The sequence below is a fragment of the Phyllobacterium sp. 0TCS1.6A genome (genome assembly GCF_026420825.1).
GTDB lineage: Bacteria > Pseudomonadota > Alphaproteobacteria > Rhizobiales > Rhizobiaceae > Phyllobacterium.
Genome location: NZ_JAPMAB010000004.1, coordinates 92,358 through 110,179 on the forward strand (window position 1 = coordinate 92,358; position 17,822 = coordinate 110,179).

At 62.2% G+C, this 17,822-nt stretch carries 18 protein-coding genes; 11 read left to right on the plus strand and 7 right to left on the minus strand.

Features of this window, described 5'->3' with window-relative positions:
* Positions 1 to 26 precede the first annotated feature (26 nt).
* From OSJ75_RS11320 to OSJ75_RS11330, 3 genes are read right to left on the minus strand one after another with little or no spacing between them, the layout of a single operon-like run.
* Positions 27 to 947 carry a PfkB family carbohydrate kinase gene (locus OSJ75_RS11320; protein ID WP_267228269.1) on the minus strand — a complete coding sequence of 307 codons (921 nt, stop codon included), beginning with the start codon at positions 945 to 947 and terminating at the stop codon, positions 27 to 29.
* A 46-nt stretch (positions 948 to 993) separates the two neighbouring features.
* Complete coding sequence (locus OSJ75_RS11325) at positions 994 to 2,607, minus strand: sulfatase-like hydrolase/transferase (protein ID WP_267228112.1); 1,614 nt, start codon at positions 2,605 to 2,607, stop codon at positions 994 to 996.
* Positions 2,607 to 3,413 carry a CDP-alcohol phosphatidyltransferase family protein gene (locus OSJ75_RS11330; protein ID WP_267228113.1) on the minus strand — a complete coding sequence of 269 codons (807 nt, stop codon included), beginning with the start codon at positions 3,411 to 3,413 and terminating at the stop codon, positions 2,607 to 2,609. The genes OSJ75_RS11325 and OSJ75_RS11330 overlap by 1 nt, the downstream gene beginning before the upstream one ends.
* Before the next feature lie 150 nt (positions 3,414 to 3,563).
* Here OSJ75_RS11330 and OSJ75_RS11335 point away from each other — a divergent pair, with 150 nt between their 5' ends.
* The 4 genes from OSJ75_RS11335 to OSJ75_RS11350 are packed head-to-tail and all read left to right on the plus strand — an operon-like array spanning position 3,564 to position 6,759.
* On the plus strand, positions 3,564 to 4,538 hold the full coding sequence (locus tag OSJ75_RS11335) for a zinc-dependent alcohol dehydrogenase (RefSeq protein WP_267228114.1): 975 nt from the start codon (positions 3,564 to 3,566) through the stop codon (positions 4,536 to 4,538).
* 9 nt (positions 4,539 to 4,547) lie between these two features.
* Positions 4,548 to 4,946: a 6-pyruvoyl trahydropterin synthase family protein gene (locus OSJ75_RS11340; protein WP_267228115.1), complete on the plus strand. Its 399-nt coding sequence runs from the start codon at positions 4,548 to 4,550 to the stop codon at positions 4,944 to 4,946.
* Positions 4,946 to 5,986, plus strand: coding sequence for a glycosyltransferase family 4 protein (locus OSJ75_RS11345; RefSeq protein ID WP_267228117.1), 1,041 nt, complete (start codon positions 4,946 to 4,948; stop codon positions 5,984 to 5,986). The genes OSJ75_RS11340 and OSJ75_RS11345 overlap by 1 nt, the downstream gene beginning before the upstream one ends.
* A complete protein-coding gene (locus OSJ75_RS11350; protein WP_267228118.1) occupies positions 5,983 to 6,759 on the plus strand; it encodes a class I SAM-dependent methyltransferase in 777 nt (258 codons plus the stop codon). The genes OSJ75_RS11345 and OSJ75_RS11350 overlap by 4 nt, the downstream gene beginning before the upstream one ends.
* A gap of 5 nt (positions 6,760 to 6,764) precedes the next feature.
* Here the strand turns inward: OSJ75_RS11350 and OSJ75_RS11355 are convergent, their stop codons facing one another.
* Both OSJ75_RS11355 and OSJ75_RS11360 read right to left on the minus strand, forming a co-directional pair.
* Positions 6,765 to 7,529 (minus strand): RibD family protein, encoded by a 765-nt coding sequence (locus OSJ75_RS11355; RefSeq protein ID WP_267228119.1) that lies wholly within the window; start codon positions 7,527 to 7,529, stop codon positions 6,765 to 6,767.
* A gap of 3 nt (positions 7,530 to 7,532) precedes the next feature.
* Complete coding sequence (locus OSJ75_RS11360) at positions 7,533 to 8,021, minus strand: cytochrome b (RefSeq protein WP_267228120.1); 489 nt, start codon at positions 8,019 to 8,021, stop codon at positions 7,533 to 7,535.
* A 306-nt stretch (positions 8,022 to 8,327) separates the two neighbouring features.
* Between OSJ75_RS11360 and OSJ75_RS11365 the strand changes: the two genes are divergently transcribed.
* The 4 genes from OSJ75_RS11365 (at position 8,328) to OSJ75_RS11380 (ending at position 12,141) form a co-directional block, all read left to right on the plus strand.
* Positions 8,328 to 10,148 carry an ABC transporter ATP-binding protein/permease gene (locus tag OSJ75_RS11365; protein WP_267228270.1) on the plus strand — a complete coding sequence of 607 codons (1,821 nt, stop codon included), beginning with the start codon at positions 8,328 to 8,330 and terminating at the stop codon, positions 10,146 to 10,148.
* Positions 10,149 to 10,264: 116 nt separating this feature from the next.
* Complete coding sequence (locus tag OSJ75_RS11370; protein ID WP_267228121.1) at positions 10,265 to 10,825, plus strand: methylated-DNA--[protein]-cysteine S-methyltransferase; 561 nt, start codon at positions 10,265 to 10,267, stop codon at positions 10,823 to 10,825.
* Between the two features lie 197 nt (positions 10,826 to 11,022).
* A complete protein-coding gene (locus tag OSJ75_RS11375) occupies positions 11,023 to 11,802 on the plus strand; it encodes a DUF899 domain-containing protein (protein ID WP_267228122.1) in 780 nt (259 codons plus the stop codon).
* A 201-nt stretch (positions 11,803 to 12,003) separates the two neighbouring features.
* Complete coding sequence (locus tag OSJ75_RS11380) at positions 12,004 to 12,141, plus strand: hypothetical protein (protein ID WP_250018872.1); 138 nt, start codon at positions 12,004 to 12,006, stop codon at positions 12,139 to 12,141.
* A 13-nt stretch (positions 12,142 to 12,154) separates the two neighbouring features.
* Here the strand turns inward: OSJ75_RS11380 and OSJ75_RS11385 are convergent, their stop codons facing one another.
* Entirely contained in the window at positions 12,155 to 13,051 is an 897-nt protein-coding gene (locus OSJ75_RS11385; RefSeq protein ID WP_267228124.1) for a DMT family transporter, read from the minus strand.
* Positions 13,052 to 13,268: 217 nt separating this feature from the next.
* Between OSJ75_RS11385 and OSJ75_RS11390 the strand changes: the two genes are divergently transcribed.
* Positions 13,269 to 14,429, plus strand: coding sequence for a CaiB/BaiF CoA transferase family protein (locus tag OSJ75_RS11390; RefSeq protein WP_267228125.1), 1,161 nt, complete (start codon positions 13,269 to 13,271; stop codon positions 14,427 to 14,429).
* Positions 14,426 to 15,568 (plus strand): ABC transporter substrate-binding protein, encoded by a 1,143-nt coding sequence (locus OSJ75_RS11395; protein ID WP_267228126.1) that lies wholly within the window; start codon positions 14,426 to 14,428, stop codon positions 15,566 to 15,568. The genes OSJ75_RS11390 and OSJ75_RS11395 overlap by 4 nt, the downstream gene beginning before the upstream one ends.
* Here OSJ75_RS11395 and OSJ75_RS11400 read toward each other — a convergent pair.
* Positions 15,552 to 16,340, minus strand: a complete 789-nt coding sequence (locus OSJ75_RS11400; protein ID WP_267228127.1) for an IclR family transcriptional regulator — start codon at positions 16,338 to 16,340, stop codon at positions 15,552 to 15,554. The two genes, OSJ75_RS11395 and OSJ75_RS11400, sit on opposite strands and share 17 nt — an antisense overlap.
* Before the next feature lie 154 nt (positions 16,341 to 16,494).
* On the opposite strand from OSJ75_RS11400, the gene OSJ75_RS11405 reads away from it, so the two are divergent.
* The gene (locus OSJ75_RS11405) at positions 16,495 to 17,811 is read left to right on the plus strand and encodes an ABC transporter substrate-binding protein (RefSeq protein WP_267228128.1); all 1,317 of its coding nucleotides are present in this window, start codon (positions 16,495 to 16,497) and stop codon (positions 17,809 to 17,811) included.
* Positions 17,812 to 17,822: the final 11 nt, after the last annotated feature.

Here is a 17,822-nt window from a genome sequence, read left to right on the forward strand (position 1 = left end):
CAACCTGTTGCAACCACCGATAGGTCTCATCGCCGAGCGGACAGGAATGCCTCCACTTCGGCGACTGTGGGGGCACCGGCACGCCCGCCGAACCGCGTGCATTTGATGGCGGCCGCGGCGCTGGCGAAGCGGATGATCTGGTCGATCGGCTGGTTCTGTGCGAGACCCCAGGCGAATGCCCCGTGGAAAACATCGCCCGCCGCCAGCGTATCGACGCTCGCCACGTCGAATGCCGGCATATGGACGACGCCATTTCGCCCCTCGTCCCACCAGCAGCAGCCCTCCGTGCCGCCGGTCACCGCGACGAAGGTTCCGGCGCGGCCATATCGGGCCGCAAGCGCCGTGGTGGCGTGGACAATATTGGTTTCACCGGTAACCACTTGCGCAGCCGGTTCCGAAGCAACGATGTGAGTAGCGAGCGGCAGCAGGGTTTCGAGCACTTCAAGCGGCGCAGTGTCGGCATCGAGAACAGATTTCACGTTCGCTGCCCTTGCCGCCTTCAAAGCGGCTACTGCCGCCAGCGGCCACCGCACATCCGTCATCACGACGTCGAACGCGTTATCTACAGGCGGCGTCGCCTCAGGCATCGACAACAGGCGCTTGTCGTAGAACGGCACGATCATGCGCTCGCCGGCCGCATCGACGAAGATCGAAGAGAATGCGCTGCGGGCGTCTTCCACGCGCCGCACATGGCGACAATCCACCCCCTCGCCTTCAAGCTCGGCGACGAGACGGTCGCCCACCGCATCCTTCCCCGCCGACGCCCAGAGCGCGACCTTGCCGCCCAGCCGCGCAATGCTTGCCGCCGCGCTCGAGGCCATGCCCGCGGCGATTTCGACGGCTTCCGAGGGGATGTATTTTCCCGGGCCCGGCGGCAGCGCATCCAGCCGGAATATCGTATCGAGCGTCAGCGCGCCCACGCACAATATCTGCGGTTTGGTACCCATCATGATGCAGCCAGCCTGTCCGGAAATTGCCCTCGAATGCGCCGATCTACGGCACAGACGGTTTAGCGCCTGCCTCTTGCCGCTGGCAACAGCCATGCGCGCTGAAAGTTCGAACGAAGCTTTCGCGGAATTCGTCCATTCGCGGCCTTGCCGAGCCGCCGGCCGGCCGCATGCCCCGCGACCAATGCGAACCATCAAGGCGATCCAGCAACATTACATCATCGGCGACGATATGGATAGGCACCGCGCGCGATGCCGTGTCTCCGGTGATGATCGGGGCGGGCTGGTGGTCGCCGAGAATGACGAAGATCGTATTGCGGCCATGCCGCGCCATATAGGATCCGACGGTCTGCAAGGCATAGTCTATCGTCGCGATATAGTGATCCCGAACCCGATCATTGTCGCGCCACACCAGTTCGGGCGGGTCGTCCGCGACGGCCTGCTCGTTGAATTCCGAGCCATCGCCGATCCGGGACCAATCGAGCAATGTGGGGACAGGCGTCCACGGCGCATGGCTGGATATCAGGGCGATCTCGGCCATGACTGGCCGGTGTCCAGGGCCGCGCTCCCGCCTCTCGAACGCCGAGAGCGTATATTGATCGGGCATCGTCACCCAGTTGAACGGCTTGCCCCGATAGCCGAGGTTCTTCGCCGCATAGACCATATCGTAGCCGAAATAACGGGATTCGGGCCAATCCATCGTGATCGCGGGCATGACGGCGACGCTGCGCCAGCCAGCCTGGCGGAACAGCGAATTGAGGCTCGCCCTGCCGCCGCCGATCATACGGTCGTAGCGCTGCTGGCTGTCGAGCCAGAGACCGGAAAGCAACGTGCCATGGGCGAGCCAGCTAAGACCGCCGACCGTGGGCGAAACGAGCCATCCGCTGCGCGAACCAAGTCCCGCCTGCGCCAACTCTCCTTCAATGGCAGACAGCCGGCCGGCAATCCGCGCGGCATAGCGGGGATCGCGGATGGCGACCTCGCCATAGGATTCGACGAAGATGAGCACCACGTCGCGGCCCCGAAGCGCCCCGAGAAGATCGCTATCGGCAATATCGGCGAGCGGATCGGCGCTGATCGTCCTGTCGAAGATCGCCATGTCGGCGATGGATTGGTGGACCAGATCGACGCGGCTCTCGAGGGCGTACAGCATGTTCGGCCGCAGCGCGACGGTACCACCGAATGTGAGGCCCAGCGCCAGAATTGCAGCCGCCGGGACGACAAGACGACGGCGGCTGATGGCAAAGAGGCCGCTCAGCGACCAGTAGAGCAGCCAGCACACGCCGACGAAGCCGAGCAAGGCGGTCGCAACCAGTAGCAAGGCCTTGATGATCCCGACCGTCGCGCTCAGCAGCCGCCATCCATCGAGGAGCAGTTTTCCGTCGAGATAGGGGTTGAACGGACGCGATATCGCTGAAAATACGCCGATATCCGCGAGCTTCAGCAAAAGAACGAGGGCGAAAACGGCGGTCAGCACGATCCGGCCCGCGCACTCGTAACGGCCTCGAACCAGTGTCGCCGCCAGGATGACGAGGATGATTTCAGCCGGCACTGCCGCGAAGGCAGGAAGCGTGAATTGATCCGGCCGCAGCGGCAGGTTCGCGATCACGATGCAGATGAGCAGCGCCAGTCCGGCGCGCAGCCAGCGACTGTCCACCATCAAACGACAGTTCTGCCGGCGCGCAGCAGATGGAACACATCGATGCCGAAAGAATAGACCAGTGCGCCGAGGCAGCCGGCGGCAAGCCACTCTGATGCCGGCGGCACCAGGACAGGCGTGACCATCAACCCGAGCGAAGCAACCTGCAGGACGCAGATAACCTTGCGGCGCATCGAAGGCGCAAGCTCCGCCCGCAACTGTGGCGCAGGCCACTGCGCCAGCAGGAAGACATAGCGCATCAGGCCGATCAGCAGCACCCATGCGCCGGCCTTGCCGAGGACCAGCGCGACCAGCGACAGGACAAGGATGAGCGCCGCATCGACCTCCATGTCGTAGCGCGCGCCGAAGGGCGACACGGTAGCGCGCTGCCGGGCGAAATAACCGTCGACGCCATCAAGACCAAGGATGAGCAATATCAGAGCCGCGAGGCTCCATAGCAAGCCGCTGTCGAATGAAGTGCTTTCGGCAACGCACAGCCCCGCCAGCAGGCAGACCATGCCGGCACGCAGCGTAGTGACGATATTGGCGGCCCCGAAACCCTTGTGCGGGAGCGTTGCCGAGCCGAGCCAGACAAGCCATGCGAGCAATGCGGCAAGCGACATGCAGAGCGGCGCGTAATACCAGGGCAGAGCCAGCCGGTCATGCAGCCAAAGCGCGGCCGTTCCAACGCCGAGCCATGTGCCGGCCAGCACCAGAAACCGCTCATGTTGCCAGACCCAGGGGCGAAAAGCGTTCAGCGCCACGGATCCGCTCTTTTTCGCAGGTCCGTGCTTCGCCAGTTGCTCCGTGTCCGGCCATATCGTCATCGCAGCCCTCCCGATAGTGGCTGATTGTAGCAAACGCACCTGAACTTGTGCGATTCAATAAAAAGTGGTCACCCGCGCAAAGATGCCCTTCTCAAGGCCGGCAAAAACCTTAACCTGCCCGTCAGTGACGAGACCGGCGGACTGAATCGGATGACGGACGAACCACCTGCCCGCGCTCTATGGATCGAAGGACGGGGCAAATGCGCCCTCGTTGCCGAGGAAATCGCCGCCCCTGCAGATGGCGAAGTGCTGATCCGCGCCCGCCATGGCGGCATCAGCCGCGGTACCGAATCGCTTGTATTGAGCGGCGGCGTTCCCGAGGACCAGTTCACGGCGATGAAATGCCCCTACCAGGCGGGCGAATTTTCCTTTCCGGTCAAATATGGCTATTGCGTCGTCGGCACGGTCGAGGCGGGGCCGGAACGGCTGCTCGGCCGCACCATATTCTGCCTTCACCCGCACCAGTCCGAATTCATCGTTCGGGAGGCGGACGTGCATGAGATTCCGGACGGCGTTCCGCCCGGCCGGGCCATACTCGCGGCCAATATGGAAACCGCGCTGAACATCGTCTGGGACGCGGGACTATTGCCGGGAGATCGCGTCGCGGTGTTCGGTGCCGGCGTGGTCGGCCTGCTGACCGCCCATATAGCCTCGCGGGTTCCCGGCGCTGAGGTGACGCTGGTCGACATCAATCCGCAGCGGCGGGAGATATCCGCGCAACTCGGCATCGGCTTTGCCATGCCGCCCGATCTGCCGCGGGAATGCGATCTGGTGGTCAACTGCTCCGCTTCGGAGGAGGCATTGTCCGAGGCTCTTGCATGCGCCGGTGTCGAGGCGCGCATCGTCGAAGCCAGCTGGTACGGCGACAGGGCGGTGAACCTGATACTCGGCAGTGCGTTTCACTCCCGCCGGCTCTCGATCGTCAGCTCGCAGGTCGGCACCATCCCCTCCAGCCGATCCAGGCGGTGGACGCCGGCGCGGCGCATGGCGAAAGCCCTTGAGCTGCTGAAGGATGCGAGGCTCGACCTGTTGATTTCAGGCGAGACGCGCTTCGGTGCATTGGCGGAAGCCTATGCCGAGATCATCGCTTCGCCCGCCACGCTTTGCCATCGAATAGTCTATTGAAGGTAGCCCATGTACGCCATTGAAGTACGAGACCACATCATGATCGCCCACAGCCTGCCGAGACCGGTATTCGGCCCGGCGCAGGCCCTGCACGGCGCTACTTTCGTCGTTGACGCGGCCTTTTATACGCGGGAACTCGACGAGAACGGCCTGGCTGTCGATATCGGGCTCGCGACACAGGTACTGCGCAAGGTCCTCGAACCGCTGAACTATCGCAACCTCGACGAAGCCGCCGAGCTCTCTGGAAAGATCACCACCACCGAGGTGATCGCGAAGCACATTTTCGACGGATTGGCACAGGCCGTGAAATCGGGCGGGCTCGGTGAGGGAAGCCACCGTATCTGCCGCATCCGCGTGCTCTTGAACGAATCTCACATGGCCCGCGGCTGGTACGAGGCCGATCTCTGATGCGGCGGCTCTATTTCGCCTATCCCGGCGACCTCGACACCCGCACGGGCGGCTATGGTTATGACCGGCGCATCATCCGCGAGTTGGGGACGCTCGGCTGGGAGGTGACGCCCGTAGCGCTCGGCGACGGCTTTCCCTATCCCGAAAAAGCGGTAATGGGCGACGCGCTGGCGCAGCTCGCTTCCTTGCCGCCGCGTTCGACCGTGATCGTCGATGGCCTCGCATTCGGCACTTTTGGTCATGCCGCCGCCAAATTGGCAGAAAAACTCGACCTTATCGCGCTCGTCCACCACCCTTTGGCCATGGAAGGCGGCCTTCCCGAGGACGTACGGGACGGCTTCGAAAGGTCGGAGCGGCAGGCGCTCGCCGCCGCCCGCTCGATAATAGTTACATCTGCAACCACTTCGCGGCAGCTCGAAACTGTCTATGATGTGGAGCCCGCCAGGATCGTTCTTGCACTGCCGGGAACGGACCCGGGGCCGCCGTCGAAGCCGAACCCATCCAGCCCCATGATCCTGAGCATCGGTTCGATCATCCCGCGCAAGGGCCATGACGTGCTGGTGGATGCCCTGGCAAAGCTGACGGACCTTGGCTGGACATGCCGTATCATCGGCAGCCGCAGCATGGACCCGGCTTGCGCGCAGGCATTGCAGCGGCAGATATCGGAGCTTTCCCTAGCCAGCCGCATCACGCTCGTCGGCGCAGTGGAGGACACGCGCCGGGAATTCGAGTTCTGCGATATATTCGCTCTTGCCAGCCGCTATGAGGGCTATGGCATGGTCTTTGCCGAAGCCATGGCCCATGGCGTGCCGATCGTCGCCTGCCGGGCCGGCGCAATAGCGGAGGTGGTGCCGGAAGATGCAGGTTTTCTGGTCGCACCGGATGATAGTGGCGGCTTCTCGCTCGCCCTGCGGCGGCTCCTGGAAGATCGGGCCGTTCACGCATCGATGGCCGCGGCTTCCCGCCGGCATGGCGCCAACCTGCCGAGCTGGGCGGAAAGCGCCGCCCTGATTTCCGCTGCCGCCGAAAGCAAGGCATGAGCGGCTTCGACAGCGCCTGGCTGGACCTGCGGGAGCCGCTCGACAGCGCAGCACGCAATGGCGAACTCCTGCGCCAGGCGGCGAGGCTCGGCTCTGCGGGGTCCATCGTCGATATCGGTTGCGGCACGGGCTCGACCTATCGGGCGCTCGCACCGCATCTGGCGGAGCCTGCACGATGGTGCCTGATCGACATGGACGTGGCGCTTCTCGATGAAGCGCGCCAGCGCCATGGCGACGGGCTCGCCTATCGCGTGGCCGATATCGCAGACGTCGGATCGCTTCCGCTGGAAGGTGCAACGCTGGTCACGGCCTCGGCGCTTTTCGATCTCTGTTCGGAAGCTTTTATGGTGACGCTGGTACAAGCGATCAGCACGGCAGGCACCGGGCTTTATGCGGCACTGAACTATGACGGTGCGGTGGAGTTTCACCCGCAACATCCGCTCGACCATGCGGTGATCGAGGCGTTCAACCGCCACCAAAGGACGGATAAGGGTTTTGGGCCGGCCGCCGGGCCCGATGCCGTTTCGATCCTGGAGCAAGCCCTGGCCGATAGGGGTTACCGCTCGGAGTGCGCAAAGAGTGACTGGCACATGGTTTCCCCGTCGCAGCAAGCAGTTCAGCGCGCCTTCATCGACGGGCTGGCGCGGGCGGCGGGCGAGACGGAGATGATCGAACCCCGCGACATTGCCGGCTGGCATGCCCATCGGATGGCGGAGACGGCGCGATCGTCATGCCGCGTCGGGCATACGGACCTGCTTGCAGTCCCCGGCTGAGCCCATCACCCGCCATTGGCGCGAAAATCGCAATCGAAGAGAATATCGGTCCCCATGTCGTAGACATCGACCTTCGGCCTGCGCGCATCCGTCAGCCTGTGGACGGGCGGCAGCAGGATGCCTGTCGGGCCCGAGCCGATGATCATCGGCGATATGGCGACATGGAGCCGATCGACGGCGTCGGCATCGAGAAACCGGCCGACCGTCCTCGCGCCGCCCTCCACCAGCACCGACCGCAGTTCCCTCTGCCGCAACGCCTGCAGGATATCGGCGACGTCGAGCCCGCGTTCCGTGCGCGGCAACCGTATGATCTCGGCATTGGCGGGCCGCACATCGACGTCGTCGGCCTGGATGACAATGATCCTCTCGCCGCCATCGCTCAGGAACTTGGCGCCCATTGGCATGCGCCCATTGCAATCGATCACAACGCGGATTGGACTTGGGCCCGTGACGGCGCGGACCGACAGGCTCGGATCATCGGACACGATGGTGCCGACGCCGACGATGACGGCATCCATGAGGGCGCGGCAGCGATGCAGATGGGCTATGCCGCCGCTGCCGGATACATCCCGCGCATCGCCCGCCGGCGTCGCGACGCGGCCGTCCAGCGATTGACCCACCTGCGCCAACACGAACGGGCGTTCCCTTCGTACCAGCGGTCCATAAAGCCTGTGATTGGGGCCATTTCCCCCGTTTCCGTCCGAATTGTGGCCATTCCTTCGGGCGAGCAGGTCCACCCAAACCTCGTCCGGCATTTCGACGCGCTGCATCCGTCAGAGAATCCTTTGAATTGTATCGTCCTTGCGAATGATATGATGGAAGAGTGCCCCGAGAATATGCAGGCAGACCAGCAACAATATCAGCCAGGCGGCAATGACATGCACCGCGCTGAAATAGGGCGCGATGTCCGGTGATTTGCCGATGGGGCTCCAGATCGGCACGACGGCGAACCAACGCAGCGGAAAGCCATGGGCATTGGTGGCGAGGAATCCGCTGATCGGCATGATGATCAGCATCACGTAGAGCAGGAAATGCACGCTGCGGGCAAGCACCCCGGTCCAGTCGCCGGCACGCGGCGGATGCGAGGGGGCGTAAAGCCGGGCGCCGACACGGATCAACATGAGCCAAAGCACCAGAAAACCGAAGGATTCGTGCAGGAGATAGAAGTCGAGCTTCACGTCCTCACGGAAATATTTGAGCAGCATTCCAAGCGGCCAGATCGCAAGGACAAGCGCCGCGATCAGCCAGTGCAGGACGCGCAATGCCGGAATGTAGCGCTGGTTTTCCGTCTTTCCCTCCTCTTGCCGTGCCGGCCCAGGACCAGATTAGTCCAACGATCCGCAATTGCGAAGGAAAACCGCGACAACGGCGACAAACACCGCTTCCGGACGCCTGACGGCACTTAAAGTGACACGTCAGACACATTCTTAATCAAATTTTTACCACGTATTGTTGCAATACGTAACATTGTGTTACTACTATGGGGTGATCAGATTGGGGCATTCGTGACTTCTGCAAAGGAAAATCCAACACTGGGACCAGGGCCGAGATCGAGCGCCGTAGCGCCGATGCGCAGCTTCTGGGGCCTGCTTCGCGCCTACTGGACGTCAGACCGGTGGGCTGAAGCGTGGTTGCTGACAGGCGCTATCGCGCTCCTGACGGCCGCTGCAAGCAAGGCCAGCGTGTGGATTGCCGTGGCGGCGGGCGAATTGCTCAATTCCATCGTCGCCATCCGGGAACCCTTCGTTCCGGACCCCGGCCGGGCGATCCTGATGAATGCCGGATTGCTCGTTCTTCTTGCGATCATGAAGGAGGTCGGGTTCGTCGGGCTGCGGCACCTCATCTCGACGACGCTGCATCGCAAATGGCGCGGCTGGCTGAACGATTGTTTCAATAGTGCCCTGCTCGACAGCGGCCATACGCATTATCATCTGCAGCAAGGCGGCGTGACGCCCGACAATATCGACCAGCGCGTCCATGAATCGATCAAGGCGATGACCGGCGGCGCGATCGGCCTCGCCATGGGCATTCTCGGCGTCGTGATGTCCATCCTGTTCGTCGGGCAGAAACTGGTCGAGATGTCGTCCGAGGTTACCGGCCTCGAGTTTCTGGGCTCCTATGGCAGCGCCGCGCTCGCATTCCTGGCGATTGCCATCTATGTGCCCGCCAGTACATGGGCGGCGATGCGCATTGGCCGCGTCCTGGAAAAGCTCACCCTGGAAATGCAGAAGAGCGAAGGCAGCTACCGCAGTGAGCTGACGACCTTCCTGCGGCGCAGCTTCCAGGTGGCGGCATCGGCCGGGGAATCGGTGCAGAAGTCGATCAATGGCAAGCTCTACAGCGAGGTGGACGATAGCTGGGCCCGCTTCAACCGCTACGATGCCGGCTACATGTCCTTTACCGCGGTCTACGGCTTCCTCTCCAACAGGATCGTTGCCTACATGCCGGGCCTGCTGCCCTATATGAGCAATGCCGTGAGCCTGAAATCCTACATCACGGGCGCGGAGCTGGTCGGCTCGATGATCAATGAATGTTCCTGGTTCATCCAGGTCATGCCGGCGATCGCCAATCTCAAGGCGAACGCGCAACGGGTCATCGGTCTGGCGCAAGCGATCGAGGAGGTGGTTCGGCCGGACGAAAGTGCCGAGGCCGGAAATGATTTCCAGTATTCGCAGCAGCATGAGCTCTTCGGCCTGTCACTGCGCGATGTCGAGCTTCGGCACGCCGACAATGCCGACATACCCTTCCTGAAGATCGATCATCTGCGCATACGCGCCGGAGACTGGGTCTATCTCAAGGGAGAATCCGGCAGCGGCAAGACCTGCCTGCTGAAAGCCATGAACGGTCTCTGGCCCTATGGGCGAGGCAAATTCGCCCTGCCGGAGAACAGCAATCCCATCTACGCGGCGCAGGACGTGAAATTGCAGCCGGTTTCGCTCAAGCAGCTCGTCTGTCTTCCAGCCCATGAAGAAGCTTATGAGGATCGGCTCGTTGCTGCCGCCCTCCACAATGCGGGGCTCGGCGACCTCATCGAGTTCATGGGGCAGGAGGAACGCCATGGATCGAGCTGGGACCAGCTGCTTTCCGGCGGGCAGAAGCAAAAGCTCGTTCTGGCGCGCATATTGCTGCACAAGCCGGGCGTGCTGTTCCTCGATGAGGCAACGGGCGCGCTCGATCCCCTCTCCAAGATCGAATTCCACGAATCGATCCACAGGCATTGCCGTGGCGCCATCGTCATCAGCGTCATGCACGAGAAGGAACCGCCACTGTCGAACAGCGGCCGTCCCTTCTATACGCATGTGCTGGAGATCAAGGACGGAAGGGGCGAGCTGCAGAAGCTGCCCACCTTCGATGATGCCGAATTTACGCCCATTATCGCCGCCGAGTGATAATATGCACGACGTTGCCGAGGCGGCGCGTCAGCAGAGTTCGATCCGGGCAAGAAACGGATTGCAAATATCCACTGTGACCGCGATGCTCCCGGCAAAGGATATGAGGTTGCGTCATGGAGCGGCTGTCACAGCATTACCTGATCTTCGAAACCTCCGGCGGTCATTGCGGCATCGCCTGGAACGCACGCGGGATCACGCGGTTTCAATTACCCACCAAAAGCGCCGAGGCGACGGAAAGGCTCCTGCTCAGACGGGTGGAAGGCGCGTCGCGCGCTGCGGCAACAGCCGAGATAGCCCATGTCGTGCAGGCGGTTCGACGCTATTTCGACGGCCAGCCGGTCGATTTCTCCGGCGCGACGCTCGATCTCGAGGAGCAGGACGATTTCTTCAGGCGGATCTACGCTGCGGCCCGGCAGGTCGGTTGGGGCCGGACCACGACCTATGGTGCGCTGGCGAGGGAACTGGGCGCCGGACCGGAAGCGGCGCGCGATGTCGGCCAAGCCATGGCCCGCAACCCGGTTGCGCTGATCATACCATGCCACCGCGTATTGGCGGCAGGCGGCAAGCTTGGCGGGTTTTCCGCTCCGGGCGGCGCAACCGCCAAGCAGCGGATGCTCGAACTGGAGGGTGTTCGCCTGACGCCGCCAGAACCGGCCCAGCAATCATTATTCTAGCCGCAGCTTCTGGCGCTCCCGGAAGCTGCCGTGTCTGGACCGGTTGCACGGCGCGGGTGGCACCGGGCGAATAACGACACAGTTGTTACTCACCCCGATGCTGGATCTGATGCCAAACTCATTCGAGAGCAGCAGTGCCCATGGCTTTGGGGAACTGCGCTCGGTTTCGAGTGGAGATACCAAAGGAGGTCCATGTCATGACCCAGTCGACAAGCCAGACGGAGAGCCCCGCCATGCAGAAGCCGCCAGTGGTTTCGCCGCAGGAATGGGAGGCAGCCTGGCAGCAAATGCTGGTAAAGGAAAAAGCCCATTCGAGAGCCCGGGACGCACTGGCCGCCGAGCGCCGGCGCATGCCATGGCTGGCGGTGGAAAAGACCTACGAATTCGATGGCCCGAACGGGCGCGCCAGCCTGCTCGACCTGTTCGAGGGCCGGCGCCAGCTGATCGTCTACCGGGCCTTCCACGAACCCGGCGTATTCGGCTGGCCGGACCATGCCTGCCGCGGCTGCTCAATGGTGGCGGATCAGGTTGCCCATGTCGCGCACCTCAATGCGCGCGACACGACGCTTGTTTTCGCCTCGCGCGCGCCGCAGGCCGATATCAAGCGGCTGAAGGCGAAGATGGGCTGGGCGAACATTCCCTGGGTTACCATCACCGACGATTTTGACGCCGATTTCGGTGTCGACGAGTGGCACGGCACCAATGTGTTCTACCGTGACGGCGAAAAGATCTTCCGTACCTATTTCATCAACAATCGCGGCGACGAGCAGATGGGCGGCACCTGGAACTATCTCGACATCACGCCGCTCGGACGCCAGGAAGTATGGGAGGATTCCCCGCAGGGCTACCCGCAAACGCCGGCCTACAAATGGTGGAACTGGCACGACAGCTATGAGGCCGGTGGCGAGCCCGACAAGAAATGGGTCGAGATTTCCGATGCCGGAGAGGCCGCGTTCCGCGAAAAATCGACCGGATGAACCCTCAAGCTACCCCAAGCCGCTGACCGACCCGCGCCATGAGCGCGGGTTTCTTCATCGCCGTTCGGCCTCCGTACCGACGCTGCAGATGCCGATCGGGCGCGAACTGGCAGCGGTTTGACTTCATCGGGAATCGGCGTAACTTCGCCGTCGTAATTGCATCGTCGCAGCTTTCACGATCTGCCAAGCACCGAGGCACAGATGTTGGGTGTTCCAAACGGCGAGGACGACAAGCCCGACTACGGTCCCTACCTGACGCGGTTGTGGCCATATATGATCGCGTTCATCGTTCTCGCGGCTGCCGCCATGTATCTTGGGCGGCTGATTGCCAGTTTCTAAGACAAAGTCACCGTCATGCTGGCGTGTCCTTGCGCGAGCGGGACCTCTGCCGCGCCACCATGGCTTCGCGCCAGACCGTGAATATCCCCGCCAGCGTAACGATGATCGATCCGAGGATCGTATTGTAGCTCAGGGTCTCCCCGAACACGGTCACGCCGATGATCGCGGCAAAGACGATCTGAAGATAGGTCAGCGGCTGCACCGCCACGGCGTCGAGAAGATCATAGGCTTTTATGAGCAGATAGTGACTGAGGGCGCCGGTGATACATATCGAGATCGTCCATGCCCAGTCCACCCATGGCATGGTGGTCCAGTAGAACGGGCCGACCAGGCTTATGGCTGCAGCGCCGGCGACGCCCGTGTAGAAGAAGCTCGTCAGGGCGGAATCGTCGCGGCTCACCCTTCGCGTGGCGATGATGTAGAAGCCATAGAGGAATACGCAGACGATCGGCACGATGAGCGTCATCTCGAACGATCCGCCCGAGGGGCTGAGGAGCAGGATGACGCCGGCAAAGCCGATGCAGATCGACAGCATTCGGCGCCATCCCACGCGCTCGCCAAGGAGCGGCACCGAGAGCAGCGCCACCAGCAAGGGCGTTGCTGCCAGCAGCGCCTGCGTCCTGGCGAGGCCGACAAGCGCGAAGGAGGTGATGACGGCTGCCACCTGGATCGCAAGGACGGCGCCGCGCAACAGTTGCAGATAGGGATGTTTGGTGCGCATGGCCTGCGCCAGCGACCCGCTCTTGCTGACGGCGATGATGATGGCGAAAACGCCGAAGGCCCAGAATCGGATGGTCGCTATGAAGATCGGTGGATATGACGTGCCAAGGTACTTCGATATCGCGTCCTGGATCGAGAAGATGACCAGCGCCAGCAACGCGAATACATAGCCATTATTCTTCAACGTCAATTTCGTCTCCCCGCCTCACGGCCCACCGTCTCGTCGGCGACTGCGCCGATCAGGCTGTAAACCACAGAAACCATAGATCGGCGATCCTCAAAAGAGCCCCGATGCGGACAATGTACCTGCCGGCAGCAACAGGCTTGCGCAGATCATCCATATATGAAATATCTTTTTAAATAAGAAACAAATGGCCTGTTGGCCGAAGAAACCAATAGAGGAACGCATGGACGATACTTCATCACTTCCGCTCGAGGGCTTGCTCGTGCTTGACATGAGCCAGTTTCTGTCTGGCCCCTATGCCGCGCTGCGGCTGCTGGATCTCGGCGCCCGCATCATCAAGGTGGAGCGACCGGATGGCGGCGACCTTTCGCGGGGGCTCTACCTCAGCGACACGGAGATCGGCGGCGATTCCACGATTTTCCACGCGATCAATCGCGGCAAGGAAAGTATCGCCCTCGACATGAAGAACGAGACCGACATGGCCGCGCTCAAGACGCTGATCGGGAAGGCGGATGTGGTGATACAGAATTTCCGGCCGGGAGTGATCCAGAGGCTTGGCCTCGGCTACGAACAGGTCAGGGAGATCAACCCGTCGATCGTCTATGCCAGCATCAGCGGCTATGGCGAAGAAGGGCCGTGGGTCATGCGGCCGGGCCAGGACCTGCTCGCGCAGGCCCGCTCGGGACTGATGTGGCTGAATGGCGACGACGGTCAGGGGCCGGTTCCCTTCGGTCTCGCCGTGGCCGACATGCTGGCAGGTGCAGCCACGGTGCAGGGCATACTCGCGGCTCTGGTGCGGAAGGGCATCAGCGGCAAGGGCAGCCATGTCGAAACAAGCCTGCTGGAGGCACTCGTCGACTTCCAGTTCGAAGTGCTCACCACCCATCTCAATGATGGAAGGCGCCTGCCGAAGCGATCGAATTTCCGCAGCGCTCACGCTTACCTGTCCGCGCCTTACGGCGTATATCCGACGCGGGACGGGTTCATCGCCATCGCCATGACGCCGATCTCGCGGCTCGCCGCGCTGTTGGAAATCGACGAGCTCACGCCCTTCGCGGATGATAAATCCTCCTGGTTCACGTCCCGCGACGAGATCAAGCGGATCATTGCCGAAAAGCTTGCGACGCGGACCACCGATGAATGGCTGCAGGTTCTCGAACCGGCGGATATCTGGTGCGCCTCGGTGCTGAACTGGGAACAGTTGATCTCCAGCGAAGGCTTCAAGGTATTGGACCTGCTTCAGACCGTAACACGCGAAGACGGCGTTTCCATCCTGACGACGCGATCGCCCATCCGCGTGGATGGTCAGCGCGCCCGCACATCGACGGCGGCGCCGAGGGTCGGCGAGCACAGCCGCGCAATACGCGAGGAGTTTTCCCTATGAGCCCAGTAAAATTGAAGGGCATGACCTGGAGCCATCCGCGCGGCTACGATCCAATGATCGCGGCCGCGAGCGCCTGGATCGAACGCACGGGCGTCGAGATCAGCTGGTCGAAACGTTCATTGCAGGATTTCGAGAGCTATCCGGTCGAAGAACTGGCGAAAGCCTATGATCTGATCGTCATCGACCATCCCCATGTCGGGCAGATTACGGAGGAGGCCTGTCTCCATCCGCTCGATGTGCCGGGCCGGGAGAGCGAGCTGCAGCAGCTGGCGCGGGCCAGCGTCGGCAAATCCTTCATCAGTTACAATTGGCGCGGACGCCAATGGGCGCTGCCGATCGATGCCGCGGCGCAGGTGCAGGCATGGCGGCCCGATCTCCTTGCCGCTGCTCCGACGCAATGGCAGGATATCGTCGAGCTGGCCAGGCGGGGAGCGATCGTCTGGCCGCTGCGTCCGCCGCACGGGTTGATGAGCTTCTTCACTTTGGCCGCCAATCTCGGCACGCCGTGCGATAATGATGGGCAGGAGGAGATCATTGCGCCCGAACATGGCGTGCAGGTGCTGGAACTGATGCGCGAACTTGCGGCCTTCGTCGATCCGGAGAATTTCCAGCTCGATCCGATCGGCGCGCTCGAACGACTTGCCGCCGGGCAGAAAGAGGCCTGCGCACCGCTCATCTATGGCTATGTGAATTTTGCCATGGCCGGCTACCGCGCCAACATCGTCCGCTTCGCCGATATTCCGGCCGCGGGCAGGTCCGGCCCCGTTGGTTCTGCGCTTGGCGGCACCGGCATCGCCGTTTCGGCCTTCACGAAACATCGGCGCGAGGCCGAGGATTTCGCATTCTGGGTCGCGGGGGCGGAAGTCCAGGCCAACCTCTATCACGCAGCGGGCGGCCAGCCCGGACATGCCAGCGGCTGGGAAAGCGCTGCCGCCAATGCCACGACATCCGACTTCTATCTTTCGACACGGCGGACATTGGAGGCGGCCTGGCTGCGTCCGCGCCATGATGGCTACATGGATTTCCAGCAGAAGGCGTCGGAACTGATCAATGCGGCACTCATCGACGGCGGCGATCCCCGCCGGGTGATCGAGACGCTGAACAGCGAGTATCGGGCCAGCCTCAAGCGACTCCCTTAGGCGATCCGATGCCGAAGCCGGCCAGGCTTGACAATTGACCGGTGGTCTCGAGCAGCATGGCGATCGTCCGGTCTATGTCCGGCGCATCCGGCGCCAACAGGCTGATATAGGGGCAGGTCAGCGCCGCGATGACGCGGCCGTCGGAGGCGAGCACAGGCGCGGAAAGGTTATGCACGCCGGCAGTCTGCATGCTCGGCATCATTTCATAGCCTCGCTCGCGTATCTGCTCGAAGCGCGCCAGCAGCTCTGCCGGCAACGGCTTGTCTTCCTCTCCGCGGCGGTTTTCAGCGATCATCAGCCGTCGCTCTTCCGGCGTGGAGAAGGCGAGCAGCACATGTCCCGACCCGGTGTTGAACAGCCCGACATGCGACCCGACGCGGATGGAAATGCCCCAGTAATCCGGAGCTTCCTGCTGCGCCACGACCACCACCGAACCGCGATCGAAGACGGCCAGCTGGTTCGCCTGCCTCGATCGTTGAGCGAATTCGCGCATCAGCGGCATGGCATAGGCGACAAGCCGGCGCACCGGCGCATGCAATTGCGCAAGGCCGAAAAGTTTCAGCGTAAGCGCATAGCGGTCACCATCGGTGCGGGTCACGTAGCCGCGCCGCACGAGCCGATCCAGCATCCGGTAGAATTCGTTGGGCGTGCGCTGCAAGGCCTTGGCAATTTCGGTTTGCGTAAGGCTGCCGTCGATGCCGGCAAGAAGCTCCAGAATGTCCAGACCCTTGTCGAGGGCTGGTGCCCGATATCGCTCGTCTTCCTCTTCCATCGCGGTTCCCCTTTCCCTCTTCATATACGAAAATTCATTTTACGAAGCCTTACTTGAGATTGACAATCACCGGAAAGGAATGTTTGTATATAAATGGATTTCTTATATATGAGAGTCACGGGCGACCTGGGCGCCGACGAACTGGGAGGTTCCAATGAAAAAACTGCTCTGCGGCGTTTGCGCCGGTGTTATCGCACTTACCCTGGCACAGGCGGGCAATGCCGCTGAACTGCCGGGCAAGTTTGACGGCGTCACGATCGACGCCAAGCTGATCGGCGGCCAGCAATATGAGAAGCTTTATGAGCGGATCGGGGAATGGGAGAAGCTGACCGGCGCCAAGGTCAACATCCTGTCGAAGAAGAACCATTTCGAGCTCGACAAGGAGATCAAGTCCGATATCGCCACGGGGAGCATTTCCTGGTGCGTCGGCTCCAACCACTCTTCGTTCGCGCCGCAATATCCTGACATCTATACGGACCTGACCCCGCTCGTTCCCGCCGAGGAACTGGCAGCTTTCGTGCCCAATCTCATCAAGGCTTCGACCCTCGACGGCAAGCTCGTCATGTTGCCGCGCGCCCAGTTCGACGTGTCCGCGCTCTATTACCAGAAGAGCCTCTATCAGGACGAGGAGAAGAAGACGGCGTTCAAGGCAAAATACGGTTACGACCTGACGCCGCCGGACACATGGGCGCAGGTCACCGACCAGGCCGAATTCTTCGCGGCGCCGCCGAATTTCTACGGCACGCAGTTTGCGGGCAAGGAAGAGGCCATCAATGGCCGCTTCTACGAAATGCTGGTCGCCGAGGGCGGTGAATATATCGATGGCGAAGGCAAGCCTTCGTTCAATTCGGAAGCCGGCGTGCGCGCGCTGGACTGGTTCGTGAAGCTCTACAAGGACAAGGCGGTTCCGGCCGGCACCACCAACTATCTCTGGGACGACCTCGGCCAGGGCTTCGCATCGGGATCGGTGGCGCTCAATCTGGATTGGCCGGGCTGGGCGACATTCTTCAACGACCCGAAATCCTCCAAGATCGCCGGCAATGTCGGCGTCAAGGTGCAGCCTGCCGGTTCATCGGGCAAGCGCACCGGCTGGTCCGGCTTCCATGGCTTCTCGGTCACCGAATCCTGCGCCAACAAGGAAGCCGCGGCTTCTCTCGTCTGGTGGCTGACCAACGAGGACAGTCAGAAGCTGGAATCCGCAGCCGGGCCGCTTCCGAGCCGCACCGCGGTCTGGGAGTATAATATCGAGGCTGCCAAGGGCGACGCCTACAAGACGGAAGTCCTGAACGCCTTCCAGGAAGCTTCGAAGAACGCATTTCCGGTACCGCCGCTCGCCGAGTGGATCGAGATTTCGAATGCGGTCTACCCCGAACTCCAGGCTGCGATCCTTGGCGACAAGACGTCCAAGGAAGCGCTCGACGCCGCAGCGACCAAGGCTACGGAAATCCTCGAGGATGCCGGTAAACTTTAAGCTTTCGGATG

Excerpts from the sequence above, each read along its gene's own strand:
- OSJ75_RS11320 (WP_267228269.1), bottom strand. The coding sequence starts at position 947 with ATGGGTACCAAACCGCAGATATTGTGCGTGGGCGCGCTGACGCTCGAT.
- OSJ75_RS11325 (WP_267228112.1), bottom strand. The coding sequence starts at position 2,607 with ATGGTGGACAGTCGCTGGCTGCGCGCCGGACTGGCGCTGCTCATCTGC.
- OSJ75_RS11330 (WP_267228113.1), bottom strand. The coding sequence starts at position 3,413 with ATGACGATATGGCCGGACACGGAGCAACTGGCGAAGCACGGACCTGCG.
- OSJ75_RS11335 (WP_267228114.1), top strand. The coding sequence starts at position 3,564 with ATGACGGACGAACCACCTGCCCGCGCTCTATGGATCGAAGGACGGGGC.
- OSJ75_RS11340 (WP_267228115.1), top strand. The coding sequence starts at position 4,548 with ATGTACGCCATTGAAGTACGAGACCACATCATGATCGCCCACAGCCTG.
- OSJ75_RS11345 (WP_267228117.1), top strand. The coding sequence starts at position 4,946 with ATGCGGCGGCTCTATTTCGCCTATCCCGGCGACCTCGACACCCGCACG.
- OSJ75_RS11350 (WP_267228118.1), top strand. The coding sequence starts at position 5,983 with ATGAGCGGCTTCGACAGCGCCTGGCTGGACCTGCGGGAGCCGCTCGAC.
- OSJ75_RS11355 (WP_267228119.1), bottom strand. The coding sequence starts at position 7,529 with ATGCAGCGCGTCGAAATGCCGGACGAGGTTTGGGTGGACCTGCTCGCC.
- OSJ75_RS11365 (WP_267228270.1), top strand. The coding sequence starts at position 8,328 with ATGCGCAGCTTCTGGGGCCTGCTTCGCGCCTACTGGACGTCAGACCGG.
- OSJ75_RS11370 (WP_267228121.1), top strand. The coding sequence starts at position 10,265 with ATGGAGCGGCTGTCACAGCATTACCTGATCTTCGAAACCTCCGGCGGT.
- OSJ75_RS11375 (WP_267228122.1), top strand. The coding sequence starts at position 11,023 with ATGACCCAGTCGACAAGCCAGACGGAGAGCCCCGCCATGCAGAAGCCG.
- OSJ75_RS11380 (WP_250018872.1), top strand. The coding sequence starts at position 12,004 with ATGTTGGGTGTTCCAAACGGCGAGGACGACAAGCCCGACTACGGTCCC.
- OSJ75_RS11390 (WP_267228125.1), top strand. The coding sequence starts at position 13,269 with ATGGACGATACTTCATCACTTCCGCTCGAGGGCTTGCTCGTGCTTGAC.
- OSJ75_RS11395 (WP_267228126.1), top strand. The coding sequence starts at position 14,426 with ATGAGCCCAGTAAAATTGAAGGGCATGACCTGGAGCCATCCGCGCGGC.
- OSJ75_RS11400 (WP_267228127.1), bottom strand. The coding sequence starts at position 16,340 with ATGGAAGAGGAAGACGAGCGATATCGGGCACCAGCCCTCGACAAGGGT.
- OSJ75_RS11405 (WP_267228128.1), top strand. The coding sequence starts at position 16,495 with ATGAAAAAACTGCTCTGCGGCGTTTGCGCCGGTGTTATCGCACTTACC.